This is a genomic window from Streptomyces sp. NPDC028305 (assembly GCF_055569495.1).
This window is the reverse complement of record NZ_JBVHTN010000006.1, coordinates 70,105-88,565: the sequence shown is the minus strand read 5'-3', so window position 1 is coordinate 88,565 and position 18,461 is coordinate 70,105. Positions and strand designations below refer to the sequence as shown.

Below are 18,461 nucleotides of genomic sequence, written 5' to 3'. Positions count from 1 at the left end.
CGCGCCCGACAGCCTGTCGGTGCCGCGCCCCGGTCACCGGTCCGTACCCTGGGCTCCACCGACCCGCGAGCGATCAGAGGTAGCGAACGTGTCCGCACAGCCCGCGCACTCCGCGCCGACCCCCAGCCCGACGCCCGACCCCGCCGCCGGTGCCGCCGTCAAGGCGGTGGACCGGGCCCATGTCTTCCACTCGTGGTCCGCCCAGGGGCTCATCGACCCCCTCGCCGTCGCGGGCGCCTCGGGCTCGTACTTCTGGGACTACGACGGCAACCGCTACCTCGACTTCTCCTGCCAGCTGGTCAACACCAACATCGGCCACCAGCACCCCAAGGTCGTCGCCGCCATCCAGGAGCAGGCCGCGCGGCTGTGCACCATCGCGCCGGGCTTCGCCGTGGACGTACGGTCCGAGGCGGCGCGGCTGGTGGCCGAGCGCACGCCCGGCGACCTGGACAAGATCTTCTTCACCAACGGTGGCGCCGAGGCCGTGGAGAACGCCGTGCGCATGGCCCGGCTGCACACCGGCCGCACCAAGGTGCTGTCCACCTACCGCTCGTACCACGGCGCCACCGCCGCCGCGATCAACCTGACCGGCGACCCGCGCCGCTGGGCCTCCGACACCGCCTCGGCCGGCGTCGTCCACTTCTGGGGGCCGTTCCTCTACCGCTCGCCCTTCCACTCCACCGACGAGCGGCAGGAGTGCGAGCGCGCGCTCGCGCACCTGGAGGAGACCATCGCCTTCGAGGGCCCGCAGTCCATCGCCGCGATCATCCTGGAGACCGTCCCCGGCACCGCCGGGATCATGGTGCCGCCGCCCGGCTATCTGGCCGGGGTCCGCGAGATCTGCGACCGCTACGGCATCGTCTTCATCCTCGACGAGGTCATGGCGGGCTTCGGGCGCACCGGCCGCTGGTTCGCCGCCGACCACTTCGGCGTCACCCCGGACCTGCTGACCTTCGCCAAGGGCGTCAACTCCGGCTATGTCCCGCTCGGCGGCGTCGCGATCAGCGCCGAGATCGCCGCGGACTTCGACCAGCGCCCCTACCCCGGCGGACTGACCTACTCCGGCCACCCGCTCGCCTGCGCCTCCGCCGTCGCCACGATCAACGCGATGGCCGAGGAGAGCATCGTGGAGAACGCCGCCGAGATCGGGGAGAAGGTCATCGGCCCGGGGCTGCGCGAGATCGCCGAGCGCCACCCCAGCGTGGGCGAGGTCCGTGGCCTGGGCGTGTTCTGGGCGCTGGAGCTCGTCAAGAACAAGGAGACCCGCGAGCCCCTGGTCCCGTACAACGCGGGCGGCCCGGCCAATCAGCCGATGGCCGACTTCGCGGCGGCCTGCAAGCGCGGCGGTCTGTGGCCGTTCGTGAACATGAACCGCACGCATGTCGTCCCGCCGTGCACCGTCACCGAGGCCGAGGCCAAGGAGGGGCTGGCGATCCTGGACGAGGCGCTGTCCGCGGCCGACGCCCACACCGACGCCTGACCCCGGCGTCCGCCCGCGCGCCGCGCGTCGGCGCCGCCCTGAGCCCGCAGGCTCAGGAGGAGATCAAATAACCGTGTAGACCAGTTCACTCGGGTCCTCTCCGCGCACTTCGCGCAACGGCCCTCGCATATCGTGATGCGAGGGCCGTCCGCATCCGTACGACACGACGGCCGCGGAAGGAGACGGTCCTCGATGTCCGTGCCCGGTGCCAGCCCGGTCAAGCGCAACACCCTGCGGCAGCAGATCGCCGAGGCGCTGTGTGACGAGGTGCTCGCGGGCAGGCTCCCGGCCGGGCGGCAGTTCACGGTCAAGGAGATGGCCGACCAGTACGGGGTCTCCGCCACTCCGGTCCGCGAGGCCCTGCTCGACCTGTGCTCGCAGGGGTTGCTGGACGTCGAGGAGCACCGCGGCTTCAAGGTCCACGAGTTCACGTTCCAGGACTTCCGGCACATGGTCGACGCCCGCAACATGGTCGTCGAGGGACTTTTCCGGCATGCCGTCGAGGAGACCCTGCGCACCATGACCCCGCAGGCCCTGGCCTCGGTGCGGCGCCGGGCCGAGGAGGCCGAGCGCGCCGCGCGCTCCGGCGACCTGGACATACTCATCGGCTACGACCTGCGCTTCTGGCGCGAGATCTGCGGGCTCGTCGGCAACCCCTACATACTCGACTTCCTCCAGCGGCTGCGGGTGCAGACCTGGGTGTTCACGGTGCCGTATCTGCGGCGCGTGCCGGATCTGCGCGGGGAGCTGTGGGCGGGGCACTGCGAGCTCACGGCGGCCGTCACCCGCGGCGACGCCGAGATCTCCGAGCGTCTGATAGCCGCGTACAACGCGCACTTCCTCGCCCTCATCGAGCGGTTGGTCAACGGGCGCGAGAAGGAGTGACCGCTCGCCCCTCGTGAAGCTGTGACGCAGAACACACAACCTGCCGGGGGTCCGGCGTGGTCACCGTCATGTGCTGCACACTTCGCCAAGTCCTCTCGTGGCCCGCGGGCCCGCGTCCGGCACCGGCGCCGTCGATCTGACGGTCGTCGTGCCCGCGTACAACGAGGAGGACCGGCTGCCCGGGACCCTCGACGCGATCTGCCGCTATCTGCGCTCCTCGCCCGGCCGCCACGCCGAGTGGGAGCTGATCGTCGTCGACGACGGGTCGACCGACGCCACCGCGGCCGTCGTCCGCGACGCGGCCGAGACCGAGCCGCGCATCCGGCTGCTCGCGCCGCCCGCCGCCGCATCCCCCACCTCCGGTTCCTTCGCGCGCAACCACGGCAAGGGCCACGCGCTGCGCCTGGGCGTGCTCGCCTCGCGCGGGCGCCGGGTGCTGCTCACCGACGCCGATCTCGCCACCCCCATCGAGGAGTTGGCACAGCTCCACGACCGGCTCGACGCGGGCTTCACCGCGGCCATCGGCTCCCGCGCCCACCCCGACGCGCTGATCGAGGTGGACCAGCACCCGCTGCGCCGGCTGCTCGGCCGGGCGGGCAACCGGCTGATACGGGCGGTGGCCCTGCCCGGCTTCGGCGACACCCAGTGCGGCTTCAAGCTCTTCGACGGCGACCGGGCGCGCGCGGCCTTCGGGCGGTCGCGGCTCGACGGGTGGGGCATCGACGTGGAGATCCTGCGCACCTTCCGCCGCGCGGACTGGGCGGTCGCCGAGGTGCCGGTGCGCTGGGCGCACCAGGCAGGCTCCAAGATCCGCCCGCTGGACTACGCCCGGGTGCTCATGGACCTGCTGCGCCTGTGGCGGCGGAGCCTGGGGGAGCGGATACGCCCCGGCGACCGGGCCGTCCTCCTCGCTTATCTGCTGCTGTCGGTGCTGCTCTACAAGGGGCTGTGGGTGGATGTCGGCCACCGCTACCTCGTGGACAGCGGGCAGGACCAGAACCAGTGGGAGTGGTTCTTCGCGGTCACCGCCGACAACCTCTTCGGGGGATCCGGGCCCGGCGACCCGTTCTTCACCGAGCTCCAGAACGCCCCGCTCGGGGTGAACCTCATGGCCAACACCGCCATGCTCGGGCTGTCCGTCCCGCTCGCGCCCGTCACCGTGCTCCTCGGCCCCGGGATGACCTGGGCGCTGGTGCTGACCTGCGGGCTGGCCGGTTCCGCGGGCGCCTGGTACTGGCTGCTGCGCAAGCGGTTCGTACGCGCCCGCCGGGCCGCCGCGCTCGGCGGCGCCCTCTGCGCCTTCGCCCCGCCGATGATCTCCCACGCCAACGCGCACCCCAACTTCGCGGTGCTGTTCATGATGCCGTTGATCATCGACCGGCTGCTGCGGCTGTGCGAGGGCACCCGTGTCAGGCGCGACGGCGTGGTCCTCGGCCTCTTCCTCACCTACCAGGTCTTCCTCGGCGAGGAGGCGCTGCTGCTCGCCGCGCTGGGCCTCGTCCTCTTCGCGATCGGCTACGCGGCCGCCCGCCCGCGCGTGGCGCGCGCGGCGCTGCGCCCGCTGGCCCGGGGGCTGGCCTTCGCGCTCGCGGTGTGCCTGCCGCTGGTCGCGTATCCGCTGCTGTGGCAGTTCTTCGGCGACCAGAGCTACCACAGCGTGCTGCACGGCCCGGCCGGCAACTCACCGCGCGCGTTCACGGAGTTCGCGGGCCGCTCGCTGGCCGGGGAGGAGGCCACCGCCGACGCGCTCGCCATGAACCGCACCGAGCAGAACGCCTTCTTCGGCCTGCCCCTGCTCCTGCTGGCCGCCGGCACGGTGGTGTGGCTGTGGCGGGACGCGCGGGTGCGGACGCTCGGCTGGGTGGCCCTCGGGGCCTCGGTGCTCTCGCTCGGGCGCACGATCCCCGTGCCCTGGACGGGGATCGTGCTGCCGGGCCCGTGGCGGGTGTTCGCCGGCCTGCCGCTGTTCGAGTCGGTCATCGAGTCGAGGGTGGCGATGGCGGCGGTGCCCGCGCTGGGCATCCTGGTGGCGCTGGCCTGCGACCGGCTGTACGAGGAGGGGCGCCGCGCGGAGGGGCGTCGCGCCGAGGGGGGTGAACGGCTCTGGTTGCCGCGCATCACGGGGGCAGGGACCACCGGGCCCCGCATCACCTGGCTCCGAACGACCGCCTCGCAAACCGTCGGGTCCCTGACCACCTGGCTCGGAACCGCCAAGCCCCAGCTCACCAGGCCCCAGCTCACCAGGCCCCAACTCACCAGGCCCCAGCTCACCTGGTTCCGAACCACCGGGCTCCGGATCGCCGGGTGGGCCGCCGTCGTGGCCGCCCTGCTGCCCATCGCGCCCACCCCGTTCACCACCGCCGACCGCACCCCCGTCCCGTCCTTCGTCGCCGACGGCACCTGGCGCGCGCATGTCCCCGAGGGCCACACGCTCGTCCCCGTGCCGCTGCCCAGCCCTGGAAACGCCGAGCCACTGCACTGGCAGACCGTTGCCAAGATGGGCTTCCCGATCCCCGGCGGCTACTTCAACGGCCCCTACGGCCCCGACCGGACCGGCATCTACGGCCCGGAGCCCCGCTACACCTCCGCCCTCTTCGAAGAGGTCCGCCGCACCGGGAAGGTCCCGGACATCGGCCGCAAGCAGCGCCGCGCCTTCCGCGCGGACCTCGACTTCTGGCGGGCGGGCGCCGTGGTGCTGGCCCCGCAGCCGGGGGACGAGGCGCTGCGTGCCACCCTGGAGCGCCTGCTCGGGTGGCGGGGCGAGTGGATCGGGGGCCTGTGGGTGTGGGAGGTGCACGGAGAGGCATGAGGGGGAGGGCGGGGCACGGGGCCGCCGGTACGGCCGAGGACTGGACGAAGGACCGGGCCGACGACCGGGCCGAGGCCGAGCGAGCGTACACCGCGTACGTCTCCGCGCGGCTGCCCGCGCTGCGCCGCCTCGCGCATCTGCTCTGCAAGGACCCGCACCGCGCCGACGACGTGGTCCAGGCGGCGCTGACCAAGCTGTACGTCCACTGGCGCCGCGCCCGCGCCGCCGACGACCTGGACCGCTATGTGCACACCATCCTCGTCCGGTGTTTCCTGAACGAACAGCGCCTGGGCTGGGCCCGGTTCGTCCGGCTCTCCGGCGCCCCGCACGACACGCCGGGGCTGCCGCCCGTCGAGGGGGTCCCGGACATCGAGACGCGCACCGTCGTGCACACCGCGCTCTCCCGCATCCCGGCGCGGCAGCGCGCCGTGCTGGTGCTGCGCTTCCTGTGCGATCTGCCGGTGGCCGAGGTGGCCGCGGTCCTCGGCTGTTCGGAGGGGAATGTGAAGAGCCAGACCGCGCGGGGCCTCGCCCGGCTGCGCGGCCAACTCGGCGACCGGCCGCTGACGTCGGGGCCGTCAGGGCCGTCGGGGACCTCGGGGACATCCGTGGGCAAGCCCGTGGGGAAGGAGTAGCCGCCATGCGGGACGACGACGAACTGGCACGGGAGGCGGTGCGGCTGCTCGCCCCGCTGCGCGGGCTCGAACCGGGCCCCGGGGCGCCGGGCGTGGACATGGCGCGGGCGGTGCGCAGCGGCAGGCGCCGGGCGCGGGCGCGCCGGGCGGCGGTGCCCGTGGCCGCGGGGCTGGTCGTCGCGCTGGTGGCGGTGGCGCTGGCCCTGGTCGTACGGATCCTGCCCGACGGCCGCGACGCGCCGCCCGCGGGTCCGGGCCCGGTCCGCCCCGTGTCGTCGACGACCACGACCACGACCACCACCGCGACCGCGTCGCCCTCGGAGTCCTCGTCCGGGACGTCCGGAACATTCGAGACGTCCGGATCGGCGGAACCGTCGGGGTCGACCTACTCGCCGTCGACGCCGCCGCCGAGCACAACGGGGGCCCAGCCGACGGACACGGACACGGTCACGTCGCCGGCGAGCCCGTCCTCGCCGACGCCCCCCGAGACGACTCCAGTGACGACCCCAGCGACCACAGCCCCCTGACGTACGGGACTCTTCGCGCGGCGTACGGGGAGCATTACGCTGGGCCGACCATCGACCGTACGGATACGAGAGTGAGATCGCGTGGCATGTGACCTCTGGCTGGTCCCCCTCGTCGATGTGCTGTGCCACAGCCCCGACAACCCCTTCGCGGAGGAGATCGCGGCATACGACAAGGCGCTCGGTGAAGCCGGACTGCCGCCCGTGCCCGTCTTCGGCTATATGCCGGGGCTGTCCGGGGACGTCGCCCCGGTCGCGGCCTTCGACTACGACGCGCTGCACTTGCTGCGCCGCGCCTATCTGCTCCAGGTCTGCGGGCTGGCCGTCTCGCCGGTGGGCGAACTCGGCGGGGACTACGAGCAGTTGCTGGAGATGTTCGAGCCCACGGCCCAGCAGTCGCACCTGGTGTGGCACTACGACCACGCCGGCACGTATGTCCCCGTCGACTTCGAACGCCCGCTGTCCAACGACGAACTCCTCGAAGGCGGCGGCCCCCTGGGGTCGAGCCACGGCCTGCTGAGAGAGCTGGAGGCGGTCGCCCCGGCCCTCGGTATCGACCCCAACAACCCACCCGCCGCCCCGGCGCCCCCGGCCCGCCCCACCACCCTGGAGGAACCGGCGGAATCCATTCCGTACGAGGACGGCCCCTTCGCCCGTGAGCGCCATGTCTGGCTGGGCCTGCACGCGGCGGCCACGCGCAGCCTCGGCCAGGGCTCGATGATCGTCTTCAGCTGAGACCCGACCCATCACATGGATGTGGCGCACGTCACATTCATGTGATGGGTTCGGCCGTCACATCTCCTGAACCGCGTCCGTCAGTGCTGTGTAAGCGTCGACACGGCAAGGAGAACACCATGGACGCCCGTCTGAACTTCTACGGCAACCCCGTCGCGGCCAAGTTCGCGAAGTACATCAACTCCGCGGGCAAGGCCGTCAGCGACTCGACGCTGCCGGCCGCGACGCAGGAACTGGTGAAGATCCGCGCCAGCCAGATCAACGGCTGCGGCTTCTGCACCGACATGCACACTAAAGACGCCGCGCACGCCGGGGAGACCTCGGTGCGTCTCAACCTGATCGCGGCCTGGCGGGAGGCCAAGGTCTTCACCGAGGCCGAGCGGGCCGCCCTGGAGCTGACCGAACAGGGCACCCGCATCGCCGACGCCGCCGGCGGTGTCACCGACGAGGCCTGGGCGAACGCCGCCAAGCACTACGACGAGGACCAGCTGGCCGCCCTCGTCTCCCTCATCGCCCTCATCAACGCCTACAACCGGATGAACGTGATCATCCAGCAGCCCGCCGGCGACTACCAGCCGGGCCAGTTCGGCTGACGGGCCCGGGCACGATTTATTCGATCGCTCCGCGCTTGTGCGTCCCGTTAGGTTGGCGCGATGGCCGAGCTGCGTACTGATCGTCTTGTGCTCCGCGGGTGGCGGGACTCCGACCTCGAACCGTGGGCTGTGATGAACGCCGATCCCGAGGTCCGCGAGTACTTCCCGGACGTGCTCACGCGGGAGCGGAGCGAGGCGTCGGTGGCCGGGTTCCAGGCCGACCTCGACCAGCGCGGCTGGGGATGGTGGGCGGTGGAGGTGCGGGCCACCGGCGAGTTCATCGGGTTCACCGGGCTGGACCCGGTGGACGAGGACACGCCGTTCACCGGAGTGGAGGTCGGCTGGCGCCTGGCCCGCCCGCACTGGGGCCACGGCTATGCCACCGAGGCCGCCCTGGCGGCGCTGGACCACGGCTTCACCACCCTCGACCTCGCCGAGATCCTCGCGATAACGACGGCCACCAACCTCCGCTCGCAAGCGGTGATGCGCCGTATCGGCATGACCCGCGACCCCGCCGATGACTTCGACGACCTGACGGTGCCCGAAGGGCCGCTGCGTCGGAATGTCGTGTATCGGCTTCGGGCAAAGGACCGCCAGTAGGCTTTGTCCGAGGGGGATGCTTCATGAGGCTATGGGTGACGTTGCCGCCGGAGCAGGGGGAGCGGGTGCTCTGCGTGAAGACCGGCGCGGTGCTCATTCCGGGGACCGGACTCGCGCTGATCGGCGGACTGCTCGTCCTCACCAACCGCCGCCTCTACCACGGCCCGCTGAACACCAAGCTCGCGGGCCAGCTGCTCAGCACGGTGGCGGGTTCGGCGGCCCCGCCGGGCGTCGACAGGGCGATCGACCTGATCGTCGGCTGGTCGAACAAGGCGCGGGCCGTGCGGCTCGAGGACATCACGTCGGTCGGGGCGGCCGGCCGGACGGTGCTCCGTATCACCACGCGGGACGGCGGGCGCCGGCGCTTCGGCATCGCCGCCGGCTGGCGGACGCCGGTGTGGTCGCGGCACAACATCGCGCACCGCGACGAGATGGTGGCGGCGGTCCAGTGGGCGATCCAGCAGGCGGCGCGCGGTTGAGCGTCAGCGCGCTGGTGCACGCGGAGCTGGAGCGCCACGACTGGGCGGCGCTGAGCTGCGGCTGTGGTGAGTCCGCGGAACATGTGCCGTTGATGTTCGAGGCGATCCTCACCGCCGGGACACCGCGGCACATGATCGGGTACACCCTCGACAACCACCTCGAGATCGGCACCAACCTCTTCGAGGCGGCCGTGCCCGCCGTCGGCGTGATCCTCGCCGCGCTGGCGGGGGACCCCTCCCCGCCGGCCCGACGCCACCTCCTGGACACGCTGTGCCACCTGGTCAGCGGTGACTCCCACGCCACCGAGCAGGCGGCGGGACGGGCGGAACTCGGCGACGAGTGCCGCCGCAAGGCCCGCGAGGGCTACTGGCTGATCGCGCGGACCGGACTCACGGGCAGCGCGGACGACGCCGGGACGGCGGCGGACATCTGCGAGTTCATCGACCTGGACGACGAACGGTCCGGCTACTACCAGGCCCTGCTACGAGAGCGCATGAGCGCGAAGACCAAGCGCCGCCCGAGGGGTTGAGGCTGTTCTCAACCCTGGGCCCGGCCTCAGCGGGGCGGCTCCGGCGGGCGCTGGCGCGGCATGTTGGGCCGGGTGGCAGGGGGCATCGGGAAGCGGTTCGCGGGGCTTCCGCCGTCCGGGCGGGAGCCCTGGGCCACCAGCGCCTGGGTGAACAGCGGCGCCGAGCCGGAGCCGAAGTCCACCATCCAGCCGGCGGTCTCGGTCCGTACGAGCTCCGACACGTCCTCGCAGAAGCGGCGCAGCACGGCGAGGCAGCGCTCCACGGCCTCGGCCGCGGTGCCCTCGGTCGGGCCGAGCACCTCGCGCACGCTCTCCGACGCCCAGTCGAACTGAAGCGCCTCCAGCCGCCGCTGTACGGCCTGCGCCGTCGCCACGTCCCGCATCCATCCCGACGTCAGCCCGAAGAACCGGTCGCACCCCACACACGCGGCGGCGATCAGCAGCATCAGACAGCCCCACCCGGCCCCGCCGCCCAGCACCCCGTTCAGATCCAGCAGCGGCAGTATGGCCCCCACGACCCCCGTGACCGCCGCCCCCACCCGCAGCGCCCGCGCGATCCGCCGCTTCCATACGCGTTCGGTGAGATACCACCGCGCGACCTGCAACGCGCCTTCCTCGACCCACCGGTAGAGCTCGTCGAGACGCTCGGCGGGCTCCCCCCAGTCGCCCTGCGGGAAGGGCCGGCCGAGCAGGTCCCCCTGCTTGTTCGCCTCTTCCTGTCGAGGAAGCCCCTCGGGCTGCATCTCCGGCTGACTCACCCGTGGCACTCCCTCTGCGCTGAGGTACTCGCTACGCCTCCCTTGGCGCGCGGCTGATGCGGAACCACCTTACCTACCGCCGAACGGCTGGCCACGCGGCCGGGTTCGCGGGATAACCGCCCGTACGAGGGGCGTGATTCGGTATAGGAGCGTCCGCCCCCTCACCCGAAAGAGTGCCGGGGCCGACCCGGCGACGGTCTCACCCCAGCGACCGGTCGGCGACGTACGACACATGCTCCTCGAACCGCTTCCGCGCATCCGGGGTCAGGCTCGCCAGCGCGACCATGGCGGTCAGGACGACGTCGCACAACTCCCGCTCCACGTCGGCCCACGTGCGGCTGGCGCCCTTGCGGGGGTTGCCGCCCATGACGCCGTGCACCGCCTCGGCGACCTCCCCCGCCTCCTCGCTGATCTTGAGCACCCGCAGCAGGCGCGCGACCTCCGGCGATGCCGCGGCGCTCTCCGCGTCCAGCCATGCGACGAGCCGGCGGACGGTGTCCCAGGTCTCTTCCATGACCGGCGAACGTACCTGTCGCGACGGTCATCCGACCAAGGTGAGCACCACTTCGTCGATCTCCTCGCCCCGTGCGTTCGCGAAACCGCGCTCCCTGCCGGTCACCACGAATCCGCACTTCTCCAGGACCCGGATGGAGCCTGCGTTGTCCGCTGCCGCCCGGGCGAGCAGCGGACGCTCCGGTACGGCGCCGAGCAGCTCCCGCAGCGCGGCGGTGGCCGCCCCACGGCCCCAGTACTCCCGCCCGATCCAGTACGTGACCTCGCGCTCCTCGGGCGGACCGAACACCGCGGCGTGCCCGACGATCTCACCGCTTCCGCCGACCACGGTGCGGTGGGTGACCGCCGGGTCCTGGCGGTTCCGCGCCCAGTGGGCGTCGAAAGCGGCGCGGTCGGATGGGTCCTCGGCGGTGAAGGCCGCCATATGAATCCCCTCGGGCTCGTTCATCTGAGCCCAGAAGACGGACAGGTCGTCGTCTCTCACTTCGCGAAGCGCGATGTCCATCGGCGGGATCAGCCCCGCCCGGCTTCGTCGGCCACCCGCTCCAGACGGTCCCGGTACTCCGCCCACCACGACGCGTCGACCGACGGCATGTTGCTGCTGGCGCTCCGCATCCCGACGGCCCCGTCGATGAGCTCCCGGAGGATGTCGGCGTGGCCGGCGTGCCGCTGGAGGTCGCTCGTCACGTGCAGCACGATCTGGTGCAGCGTGACCTCCCTGCGCCCCTCCAGCCACCACGACACATGACCGGCCGCGTCGAGCGGCAGTGCCTCGATCGTCTCGTCCGCGTGCTTCCACGCGCGGTGGTACAGCCCGACGATGTCTTCCCGCGACTCGTCGGCGGCCGCCCACATGTCCGCGTTGGGTTCGGCGTCGTCCGCCAGCCAGGGCAGCGGCTCGTCGGCCGGCCGCCCGAACACCTCGCCGAAGTACGTCAGCTCCACGCAGGCGGCGTGCTTGACCAGCCCCAACAGGTTGGTGCCGGTCGGCGTCAGGGGGCGGCGGACGTCGTACTCCGAGAGCCCGTCGAGCTTCCACAGCAGGGCTTCGCGGGCGGAGCGCAGGTAGTGGTGCAGATTCGCTTTGAAGTTCGCTTCCGGCATGCGGGGAAGTCTCGCAGAGGGCACTGACAGCGCCGTGGGCTCGCCGGGCTCGGCGGTCTCAGGACCTGGCCCGGTCCCAGGTCGGGCTGGTGCGGAAGTAGGTGTCGTAGAGCTCCTGGACCTCCGCCAGGCTCTCCGGCGGCACCTTCCCGTAGGCGATGCGCTCCAGGTGGCGGAAGTACTCGAACCGCTCGACGCCGGGGGTGATGACGATGAGGATGTCGGCGTTGTGCCCCGGTGCGGCGGCGAAGGCGTGGGCCAGACCGGGCGGCACGATGACGAGGTCGCCGCGCTCGGCGGTCACGACCTGCTCGCCGGACAGGAGCTGGGCGGTGCCGTCCAGCATGTAGAACAGCTCGGCCGAGTTGGCGTGGTGATGCGGTCTGGCGCCGTCCGCGCCGTCGGTGAGCGTGACGCGTTGAGTGGACAGCGCGCCGCCGGTCGAGCCGCTGTCGGCCAGCAGCCGGATGGTGGTCGGGGCCTGGCCGATCACCTCGGCCTCCGCGGAGCGGACGATCACGGACTCGTTGAATTCCGGCACGACCAGAGACATCTGCGTAACTCCCTTGGGGCGAGACTGCTGAGGGTCAGACGGCGAAGAGGAGCGCGGCGCTGATGAGGACGACCACGGCGGTGGCGAAGTGGATGCCGAAGGCCGCCGCCTTGGTGCCGCCATTGCGCAGGACGATGAGGGTGTCGCCGAGCGGGGTGAGGGCGACGGCCAGCATGTACCAGCCCACGGCATGGACGTCCGCGAAGGCGAGCAGGGCGAGGCCGATCACGCCCGAGGTGAGGTCGCGCAGGCCCTTGACCGTCAGGTAGGCGGCGTCTCCGTGCTGCTTGGCGGGTACGCCGAAGCCGGTCGCGGCGGCCTGGGGGCTGACCAGAAACCGTGCGCCGATGAAGACGACGAAGAGGGTGAGGAAGGCGGCCAGTCCGTAGGCGATGGGCGTGAGCATGATTTCTCCCGTTTGCTAGCGGCGCTAGGAACATGGTCGACGCTATCAGGTCGCCGACCGGAAATCTAGCGCCGCTAGAAACCGGGCGCGGTGGACAGCCGCACCTGGATCATCATTCGTCCGTGGGCAGGGCCCAGCTCGGCCCGTCGGGCTTGCGCAAGGACGACCTCTACGCGATAGACCTGAGCGCGGCGCCGTGGCGCAAGTCGTCCTTCAGCGACGGCGGCAATGGCTGCATAGAGATGACCGATCTCCCACGCGGCGGCGTCGCCATCCGCGACTCGAAGAACCCGGCCTTCCCGGCCCTCCGCTACACCGCCGCCGAGTGGGACGCCTTCCGGAAAGGCGTGCTCTCCGGCGAGCTCTGAGCCGGGTCCGGTACGGCCCGCACGGCCGCCGCGAGGGGGCGGCCGGGCCCCCGGGGCCGGGGGGCGGGGCGGGGAGGCAATAGGCTGCATACCGTGAAGGTCCTCGTCATCGGCAGCGGCGCCCGCGAACACGCCCTGTGCCGCGCACTGTCCCTCGACCCCGACGTCAGCGCGCTGCACTGCGCTCCCGGCAACGCCGGCATCGCGGAGGTCGCCGAGCTGCACACGGTCGACGCCCTCGACGGCGCGGCCGTCGCCGAGCTGGCCGCCTCGCTGGAGGCGGAGCTGGTGGTGGTCGGCCCGGAGGCCCCGCTGGTGGCGGGGGTGGCCGACGCGTTGCGCGCGCGGGGGATCCCGGTGTTCGGGCCGTCCGCCGAGGCGGCGCAGCTGGAGGGGTCGAAGGCGTTCGCCAAGGACGTGATGGCGGCGGCCGGCGTGCCCACCGCCCGCGCTTACGTCTGCACGAACGAGGCCGAGATCGACGAGGCGCTGGACGCCTTCGGCGCGCCGTACGTCGTCAAGGACGACGGGCTGGCCGCCGGCAAGGGCGTGGTCGTGACCAGCGACCTCGCCGCCGCCCGCGAGCACGCGCTGGCCTGCGGCCGCGTGGTGATCGAGGAGTATCTGGACGGCCCGGAGGTGTCGCTGTTCGCCGTCACGGACGGCGAGACGGTGATCCCGCTCCAGCCCGCCCAGGACTTCAAGCGGGCCTACGACGGCGACGAGGGCCCGAACACGGGCGGCATGGGCGCGTACTCCCCGCTGCCGTGGGCGGACCCCAAGCTGGTCGACGAGGTGCTGGCGACCGTGCTTCAGCCGACCGTGGACGAGCTGCGCCGCCGGGGTACGCCGTTCGCGGGGCTGCTGTACGCGGGTCTCGCGATCACCTCGCGCGGGGTGCGGGTGATCGAGTTCAACGCGCGCTTCGGCGACCCGGAGACCCAGGTGGTGCTGGCCCGGCTGAAGACGCCGCTGGCGGGTGTGCTGCTGGCCGCCGCGACCGGGCGGCTCGACTCGCTGGCGCCGCTGCGGTGGAGCGACGGCGCGGCGGTGACGGTCGTGATCGCGTCGCACAACTACCCGGACACGCCCCGTACGGGTGACGCGATCACCGGCCTGGACCAGGTGGCGGAGCAGGACGGGCCCAAGGCCTATGTGCTGCACGCGGGCACCAAGCGGGACGTTGCCTCGGGTGACGTGGTGAGCGCGGGGGGCCGGGTGCTGTCGGTGACCGCGACCGGCTCCGACCTGGCCAAGGCCCGCGAACGGGTGTACCAGGCGGTCACCCGGATCGGCCTGGACGGCTCCCACCACCGCTCGGACATCGCCGCCAAGGCGGCGGCGGAGGCGGCGGCGGAGGCGGCCGTGGAGGCGGGGCCCGGGGCGGCATCGGCCTGAGGCCCGGTCGAGAAGGGTTGGAGAAGGGATTGAGGAGCGCTCGAGTAGAGCCTGTGGTCGTCCAGAAAGCTCCTGGAGAAGTTCCCGGTTCCGACCAAGGCCATTCCATCGGGTGAGCCCTCCCGGCATCCTGCTGACGCACGCACGGGGCCCCAACTAGTGTGCCGCTCAGGCGCGGTGCGGCAACTGGCCCACCGGCATTGCGGCGCGGGCGGCCGGTGCGACAGTGGGGTGGGTAAGGGCACAACACCGCCGTCGTCCGCTGTTCGAAGATCGGCTGGACAGCAGGGGGTGATGGAACCGTGGCAGGTCCGGAAGCAGGCGCAGAAGTGGCGCGCGCTCGCGCCCTCGCGGTGCTGCGGATCCGGAGCACCGCGCTCGCGATCGCGCTCCTCCCGGCGGCGGCCGCCGTCGTACTGCTGGCCGGGGGCGCCACCGGCCGGATCGGCGGCTCCCATGACGAGGGCTGGACCGCCGTCCGCTGGGCGGTGGTCGGCGGCGCCGTGGTGGCGCTGCTGCTGGCGGCCGCCGTGGCGGCCGTGGTGGTCCGGGCCAGGCCCGCGCTGAGCCCCACCGTGCCCATCCCCGAGGAGACGGCCCCTGACCTCTATCGCCTGGTCCGCGACCTCGCGGACCGGCTGGAGGTGCCCGCCCCGTCCGCGGTAGCGCTCACCCCGGACTGCGACAGCTGGCTGGAGGACCGTACGCACCGGGCGCACAGCCCCCGCGGCAGTGGTGCGGCCGCGGCGGAGCGCGTGCCGACCGGTGCGGCGGTCCTCGGGAGAGGCGAGCGGCGGGTGCCGCAGCCGCCCGTGCTGGTGATCGGCTCGCCGTTCCTGTGGTGGATGCGCGTCGCCGAGCTGCGCGCCCTGCTCGCGCCCGTGGTCGCGGGCACCGGCCCCTCCACGCACCCCGACATAGCGGCCGCCCGCCGCTTCGTCCGCGGCCTGGACGCCGCCGTGGCCGTCGCCGCCCACGGCGGGGGCCATGGCTCGGGCCACGGCGCGGGCCCGGCCCTCGGCCGGGCGGTGCGCCGCCCCGCCCTCGCCTTCCTCGGCTGGATCGCGCGGCTGCTGCTGCGCGGCTGCCGGGACCACGCCGCCGTGATGGAGCGGGCCGTCGCCGCGGCCGCCTCCGAGCGCGCCCAGACGGTCGACTACGGCCTGCGGATCGTGGCCCAGGAGCAGGTGGGCCTGGCGTACGCGGGGTGGGACCGGCTGCTGACCAGGGTCGCGCTGCCCGCGTGGCGGATGGGCCGCTGGCCGTCCCGCCTGGACGCGGGCGTGGTCGCGGCCCTCACCGAGCTCTCCCGCCGCGACCGGCTCGCCGAGGGGTTCACCTCCCGGCTCAGCGAGCGTCCTGCCTGCGACCTGCTTGAGGAGCCGGGCGTGATCGACGAGGCGACGTCCCTGCTGGCCGCCCGGCTGTTCCACGGCGGCCCGAGCGAGCCTGGCCCGGACTGGTCCCCGGTCGACTGGGGCGAGTATCCGGAGGAGGTCGTCGACCGCAAATGGCGCGTGGAGGCCGCCCGGCTGCACCGCGTCCTCGACGAGCAGGCCGGCTCCGGTGGCGGCGGACGAACGGGCTCCGCGGCGTCTGGAGAGGCGGCCACAGGGGCGGGCCCCGAGCCCGCCGCGCCCACCCTCGCCCGGGTCATGGACCGGCTGACCGCCGCTCCCGACCTCGCCCCGACCGGGCGGCTCGGCGAGGAGGTCGCCACCTGGCTCAGTGTGGAGCTGGCCCGTGAGGAGGCCGTCCGCCGGGCGGCCACCCGGGCGGCGCCCGGCCAGACGGCCGGGGTGCGTACGGGGGAGGGGCCGGGCTCCGGCGGCGACCCGTGGATCGACGGCTTCGCGCCGCTGTTCCCGCTTCAGCCGCCCCGCAGCGGCCGCGAGCTGCTGGCCGACCATGTCACGGCCATGGTGTGCTGCGCCGCCATAGACACCGCGGGCGCCGCGCCGGGCCTCGACTGGCTGGACGGGCCCGCGCTGATGATCGGCGGGCGGCGGCGGGCGGATCTGGCGCACCCGGTGCTGAGCCTGGTCGAGGACGGCGACGCCGAGCCGCTGCGCGCCTGGCTCGGCGAGGCGGGCGTGCGGCCGGAAAAGCCGGTCCGGCTGGTCTGACGGCCGGGCGTCACGGACCGAGCACCTCAGCCCGGTAAATCAAGGGCCGACCGGATGAAACCCGGACGTGAACGCTCCGGGTCTGGGTTCGGCAAAGTCGCGACGATCAGTGACTGAGTGGGTGCGTAATGTGATGTCCTGGGGTGGTGGTGGCTACAGGCCGCCCGGGGGAGGCAGGGAGGGGAGCCAGTCGTGGACGACGTCACGGAACCGGTCCGGCGCTGGGAGTCGGGAGCGCTCGCACACGCGGTGACGGATCCGTTCGGCCAGGGCCCGCTGCCCTGGCTGCGGGGCAGGCAGACCTACTTCAGCGAGACGGGCCGCCTGGTTCCCTGGTACGTGGAGCACGACCCGGCCACGGGGGCCCTCGGCACCACGGGAGCCACCGGGGCCACCCGAACCCCCCGGACGTTCGAGATGACGGGCGTCGGCGCCGGCGTCGGCCCCGGCGAGGCGGCCGACCCGGGCCCCGGCCATATCCCCTCCACCCGCACCGCCGACGACATACACCGCCAGATCAAGGGCTTCACCTCCGCCTCCGCCGCCGCCCCCGGCGAGGCCATCGACTTCCGGATCACCGTCGACCCGCCCCAGCAGTTCAGCGTCGACGTCTACCGCGTAGGCCACTACGGCGGCGACGGCGCCGCGAAGATGACCAGCAGCCCCCGGCTGTCCGGCATCGTCCAACCGCCCCCGCTCGCGGCCGACCGCACCGTCTCCTGCCACCACTGGTGGCTGTCCTGGCGGCTCCAGATCCCCTCGTACTGGAACCCCGGCGCGTATGTCGCCGTGCTGACCACCGCCGACGGCTACCGCAACCACATCCCCTTCACCGTCCGCGACCCCCACCCCGCCGACCTCCTGCTCGTCCTCCCGGACATCACCTGGCAGGCGTACAACCTCTACCCGGAGGACGGCCGGAGCGGCGCCAGCCTCTACCACGCGTGGGACGACCGCGGCCGGCTGCTCGGCGAGTCCCAGGCGGCGGTCACGGTCTCCTTCGACCGGCCGTACGCGGGCGCGGGGCTGCCGCTGCACGTGGGCCACGCGTACGACTTCATCCGCTGGGCCGAGCGGATGGGCTACGACCTCGCCTACGCCGAGACCCGCGATCTGCACGCGGGCCGCGTCGACCCGGCCCGCTACCGCGGGCTGGTCTTCCCCGGCCACGACGAGTACTGGTCGGCCCCGCTGCGGCGCGCCGTCGAGGCGGCCCGCGACGCCGGCACCTCGCTGGTCTTCCTCTCCGCCAACACCATGTACTGGCAGGTCGGCCTCGCGCCGTCGCCCTCCGGCCCGGACCGCCTGCTGACCTGCCACAAGCGCCGCGGCCCCGGCCGCTCGGCGCAGTGGCGGGAGACCGCGCCCGAGCAGCAGCTGCTGGGCATCCAGTACGCGGGGCCGGTGCCCACGCCGTCCCCGCTGATCGTCCGGAACACGAGCCACTGGCTGTGGGAGGCGACCGGCGCGGGCGAGGGCGACGAACTGCCCGGCCTGGTCGCGGGCGAGGCCGACCGCTACTTCCCGCGCACCAGCCTGCCCGGGCATCTGCGCCGGATCCTGCTCGCCCACTCCCCGTACCGGGACGCGGAGGGCGTCACCCGGCACCAGGACACCTCCCTGTACCGCGCGCCCAGCGGCGCCCTGGTCTTCGCGTCCGGCACCTTCGCCTGGACCCCGGCCCTGGACCGCCCCGGCCACACCGACGTCCGGGTGCAGCGCGCCACCGCCAACCTCCTGGACCGCATCTGCAAACGCGCCTAGGGGTGTCCGACGGATCTTTTCCCCTACCCGCCCCTTCCCGCGGTGTCGATGTGCGGCGGAGCCCCGCGCGGCGGAGCCGCATATCGACAGGGGCTCGACAGGGGCTCGACAGGGGTCGGGAAGGGGCGGGGTGGGGGAGGAGCCCGCCGCAGGCGTCAAGATTGGCCGGACACCGCCGAAGCCCCAGGCCACGCCTGGTGC

Annotated in this window: 20 protein-coding genes; 14 read left to right on the top strand and 6 right to left on the bottom strand. The window is 73.0% G+C overall.

All coding sequences use genetic code 11. The features are described 5' to 3' along the window. Positions 1 to 88: 88 nt before the first annotated feature. The 10 genes from ACZ4WQ_RS25730 (at position 89) to ACZ4WQ_RS25685 (ending at position 9,270) form a co-directional block, all read left to right on the top strand. Positions 89 to 1,480 carry an aspartate aminotransferase family protein gene (locus tag ACZ4WQ_RS25730; RefSeq protein ID WP_398377405.1) on the top strand — a complete coding sequence of 464 codons (1,392 nt, stop codon included), beginning with the start codon at positions 89 to 91 and terminating at the stop codon, positions 1,478 to 1,480. A 192-nt stretch (positions 1,481 to 1,672) separates the two neighbouring features. Further along, positions 1,673 to 2,365, top strand: coding sequence for a GntR family transcriptional regulator (locus ACZ4WQ_RS25725; protein WP_311729136.1), 693 nt, complete (start codon positions 1,673 to 1,675; stop codon positions 2,363 to 2,365). A gap of 97 nt (positions 2,366 to 2,462) precedes the next feature. After that, positions 2,463 to 5,174: a dolichyl-phosphate beta-glucosyltransferase gene (locus ACZ4WQ_RS25720; RefSeq protein ID WP_398377404.1), complete on the top strand. Its 2,712-nt coding sequence runs from the start codon at positions 2,463 to 2,465 to the stop codon at positions 5,172 to 5,174. After that, positions 5,171 to 5,809, top strand: a complete 639-nt coding sequence (locus ACZ4WQ_RS25715; RefSeq protein WP_311729134.1) for a SigE family RNA polymerase sigma factor — start codon at positions 5,171 to 5,173, stop codon at positions 5,807 to 5,809. Before ACZ4WQ_RS25720 ends, ACZ4WQ_RS25715 begins: the two co-directional genes overlap by 4 nt. Before the next feature lie 5 nt (positions 5,810 to 5,814). Continuing rightward, positions 5,815 to 6,336 carry a hypothetical protein gene (locus ACZ4WQ_RS25710; protein WP_398377402.1) on the top strand — a complete coding sequence of 174 codons (522 nt, stop codon included), beginning with the start codon at positions 5,815 to 5,817 and terminating at the stop codon, positions 6,334 to 6,336. 81 nt (positions 6,337 to 6,417) lie between these two features. Continuing rightward, on the top strand, positions 6,418 to 7,068 hold the full coding sequence (locus ACZ4WQ_RS25705) for a hypothetical protein (RefSeq protein ID WP_311729132.1): 651 nt from the start codon (positions 6,418 to 6,420) through the stop codon (positions 7,066 to 7,068). A gap of 119 nt (positions 7,069 to 7,187) precedes the next feature. Then, positions 7,188 to 7,661, top strand: coding sequence for a carboxymuconolactone decarboxylase family protein (locus ACZ4WQ_RS25700; RefSeq protein ID WP_311729131.1), 474 nt, complete (start codon positions 7,188 to 7,190; stop codon positions 7,659 to 7,661). A 60-nt stretch (positions 7,662 to 7,721) separates the two neighbouring features. Continuing rightward, a complete protein-coding gene (locus ACZ4WQ_RS25695) occupies positions 7,722 to 8,261 on the top strand; it encodes a GNAT family N-acetyltransferase (RefSeq protein ID WP_385346051.1) in 540 nt (179 codons plus the stop codon). A gap of 35 nt (positions 8,262 to 8,296) precedes the next feature. Continuing rightward, positions 8,297 to 8,740: a hypothetical protein gene (locus ACZ4WQ_RS25690; RefSeq protein ID WP_468022455.1), complete on the top strand. Its 444-nt coding sequence runs from the start codon at positions 8,297 to 8,299 to the stop codon at positions 8,738 to 8,740. Continuing rightward, on the top strand, positions 8,737 to 9,270 hold the full coding sequence (locus ACZ4WQ_RS25685; protein WP_468022454.1) for a hypothetical protein: 534 nt from the start codon (positions 8,737 to 8,739) through the stop codon (positions 9,268 to 9,270). Before ACZ4WQ_RS25690 ends, ACZ4WQ_RS25685 begins: the two co-directional genes overlap by 4 nt. A gap of 26 nt (positions 9,271 to 9,296) precedes the next feature. Here the strand turns inward: ACZ4WQ_RS25685 and ACZ4WQ_RS25680 are convergent, their stop codons facing one another. The 6 genes from ACZ4WQ_RS25680 to ACZ4WQ_RS25655 all read right to left on the bottom strand — a co-directional run bounded on the left by ACZ4WQ_RS25680 (position 9,297) and on the right by ACZ4WQ_RS25655 (position 12,604). Continuing rightward, the gene (locus ACZ4WQ_RS25680; protein ID WP_311729127.1) at positions 9,297 to 10,028 is read right to left on the bottom strand and encodes an SLATT domain-containing protein; all 732 of its coding nucleotides are present in this window, start codon (positions 10,026 to 10,028) and stop codon (positions 9,297 to 9,299) included. Between the two features lie 199 nt (positions 10,029 to 10,227). Beyond that, positions 10,228 to 10,542, bottom strand: coding sequence for a MazG-like family protein (locus tag ACZ4WQ_RS25675; RefSeq protein WP_468022453.1), 315 nt, complete (start codon positions 10,540 to 10,542; stop codon positions 10,228 to 10,230). A gap of 27 nt (positions 10,543 to 10,569) precedes the next feature. After that, the gene (locus ACZ4WQ_RS25670) at positions 10,570 to 11,046 is read right to left on the bottom strand and encodes a GNAT family N-acetyltransferase (RefSeq protein ID WP_398377395.1); all 477 of its coding nucleotides are present in this window, start codon (positions 11,044 to 11,046) and stop codon (positions 10,570 to 10,572) included. Between the two features lie 8 nt (positions 11,047 to 11,054). Then, complete coding sequence (locus ACZ4WQ_RS25665) at positions 11,055 to 11,645, bottom strand: DinB family protein (protein ID WP_398377393.1); 591 nt, start codon at positions 11,643 to 11,645, stop codon at positions 11,055 to 11,057. 58 nt (positions 11,646 to 11,703) lie between these two features. Further along, positions 11,704 to 12,198 carry a cupin domain-containing protein gene (locus ACZ4WQ_RS25660; protein WP_311729125.1) on the bottom strand — a complete coding sequence of 165 codons (495 nt, stop codon included), beginning with the start codon at positions 12,196 to 12,198 and terminating at the stop codon, positions 11,704 to 11,706. Positions 12,199 to 12,232: 34 nt separating this feature from the next. Beyond that, a complete protein-coding gene (locus ACZ4WQ_RS25655; protein WP_358846885.1) occupies positions 12,233 to 12,604 on the bottom strand; it encodes a DUF4267 domain-containing protein in 372 nt (123 codons plus the stop codon). Positions 12,605 to 12,726: 122 nt separating this feature from the next. Here ACZ4WQ_RS25655 and ACZ4WQ_RS25650 point away from each other — a divergent pair, with 122 nt between their 5' ends. The 4 genes from ACZ4WQ_RS25650 (at position 12,727) to ACZ4WQ_RS25635 (ending at position 18,260) form a co-directional block, all read left to right on the top strand. Next, positions 12,727 to 12,972 (top strand): DUF397 domain-containing protein, encoded by a 246-nt coding sequence (locus tag ACZ4WQ_RS25650; protein ID WP_398377391.1) that lies wholly within the window; start codon positions 12,727 to 12,729, stop codon positions 12,970 to 12,972. Between the two features lie 93 nt (positions 12,973 to 13,065). Further along, complete coding sequence (gene purD / locus ACZ4WQ_RS25645; protein ID WP_398377389.1) at positions 13,066 to 14,370, top strand: phosphoribosylamine--glycine ligase; 1,305 nt, start codon at positions 13,066 to 13,068, stop codon at positions 14,368 to 14,370. A gap of 329 nt (positions 14,371 to 14,699) precedes the next feature. Beyond that, positions 14,700 to 16,496 (top strand): hypothetical protein, encoded by a 1,797-nt coding sequence (locus ACZ4WQ_RS25640; RefSeq protein ID WP_468022452.1) that lies wholly within the window; start codon positions 14,700 to 14,702, stop codon positions 16,494 to 16,496. A 192-nt stretch (positions 16,497 to 16,688) separates the two neighbouring features. Continuing rightward, entirely contained in the window at positions 16,689 to 18,260 is a 1,572-nt protein-coding gene (locus tag ACZ4WQ_RS25635) for a N,N-dimethylformamidase beta subunit family domain-containing protein (protein ID WP_398377385.1), read from the top strand. The last annotated feature ends 201 nt before the right edge of the window (positions 18,261 to 18,461 follow it).

Excerpts from the sequence above, each read along its gene's own strand:
- ACZ4WQ_RS25660 (WP_311729125.1), bottom strand. The coding sequence starts at position 12,198 with ATGTCTCTGGTCGTGCCGGAATTCAACGAGTCCGTGATCGTCCGCTCC.
- ACZ4WQ_RS25710 (WP_398377402.1), top strand. The coding sequence starts at position 5,815 with ATGCGGGACGACGACGAACTGGCACGGGAGGCGGTGCGGCTGCTCGCC.
- ACZ4WQ_RS25655 (WP_358846885.1), bottom strand. The coding sequence starts at position 12,604 with ATGCTCACGCCCATCGCCTACGGACTGGCCGCCTTCCTCACCCTCTTC.
- ACZ4WQ_RS25665 (WP_398377393.1), bottom strand. The coding sequence starts at position 11,645 with ATGCCGGAAGCGAACTTCAAAGCGAATCTGCACCACTACCTGCGCTCC.
- ACZ4WQ_RS25715 (WP_311729134.1), top strand. The coding sequence starts at position 5,171 with ATGAGGGGGAGGGCGGGGCACGGGGCCGCCGGTACGGCCGAGGACTGG.
- ACZ4WQ_RS25695 (WP_385346051.1), top strand. The coding sequence starts at position 7,722 with ATGGCCGAGCTGCGTACTGATCGTCTTGTGCTCCGCGGGTGGCGGGAC.
- ACZ4WQ_RS25700 (WP_311729131.1), top strand. The coding sequence starts at position 7,188 with ATGGACGCCCGTCTGAACTTCTACGGCAACCCCGTCGCGGCCAAGTTC.
- ACZ4WQ_RS25725 (WP_311729136.1), top strand. The coding sequence starts at position 1,673 with ATGTCCGTGCCCGGTGCCAGCCCGGTCAAGCGCAACACCCTGCGGCAG.
- ACZ4WQ_RS25675 (WP_468022453.1), bottom strand. The coding sequence starts at position 10,542 with ATGGAAGAGACCTGGGACACCGTCCGCCGGCTCGTCGCATGGCTGGAC.
- ACZ4WQ_RS25670 (WP_398377395.1), bottom strand. The coding sequence starts at position 11,046 with ATGGACATCGCGCTTCGCGAAGTGAGAGACGACGACCTGTCCGTCTTC.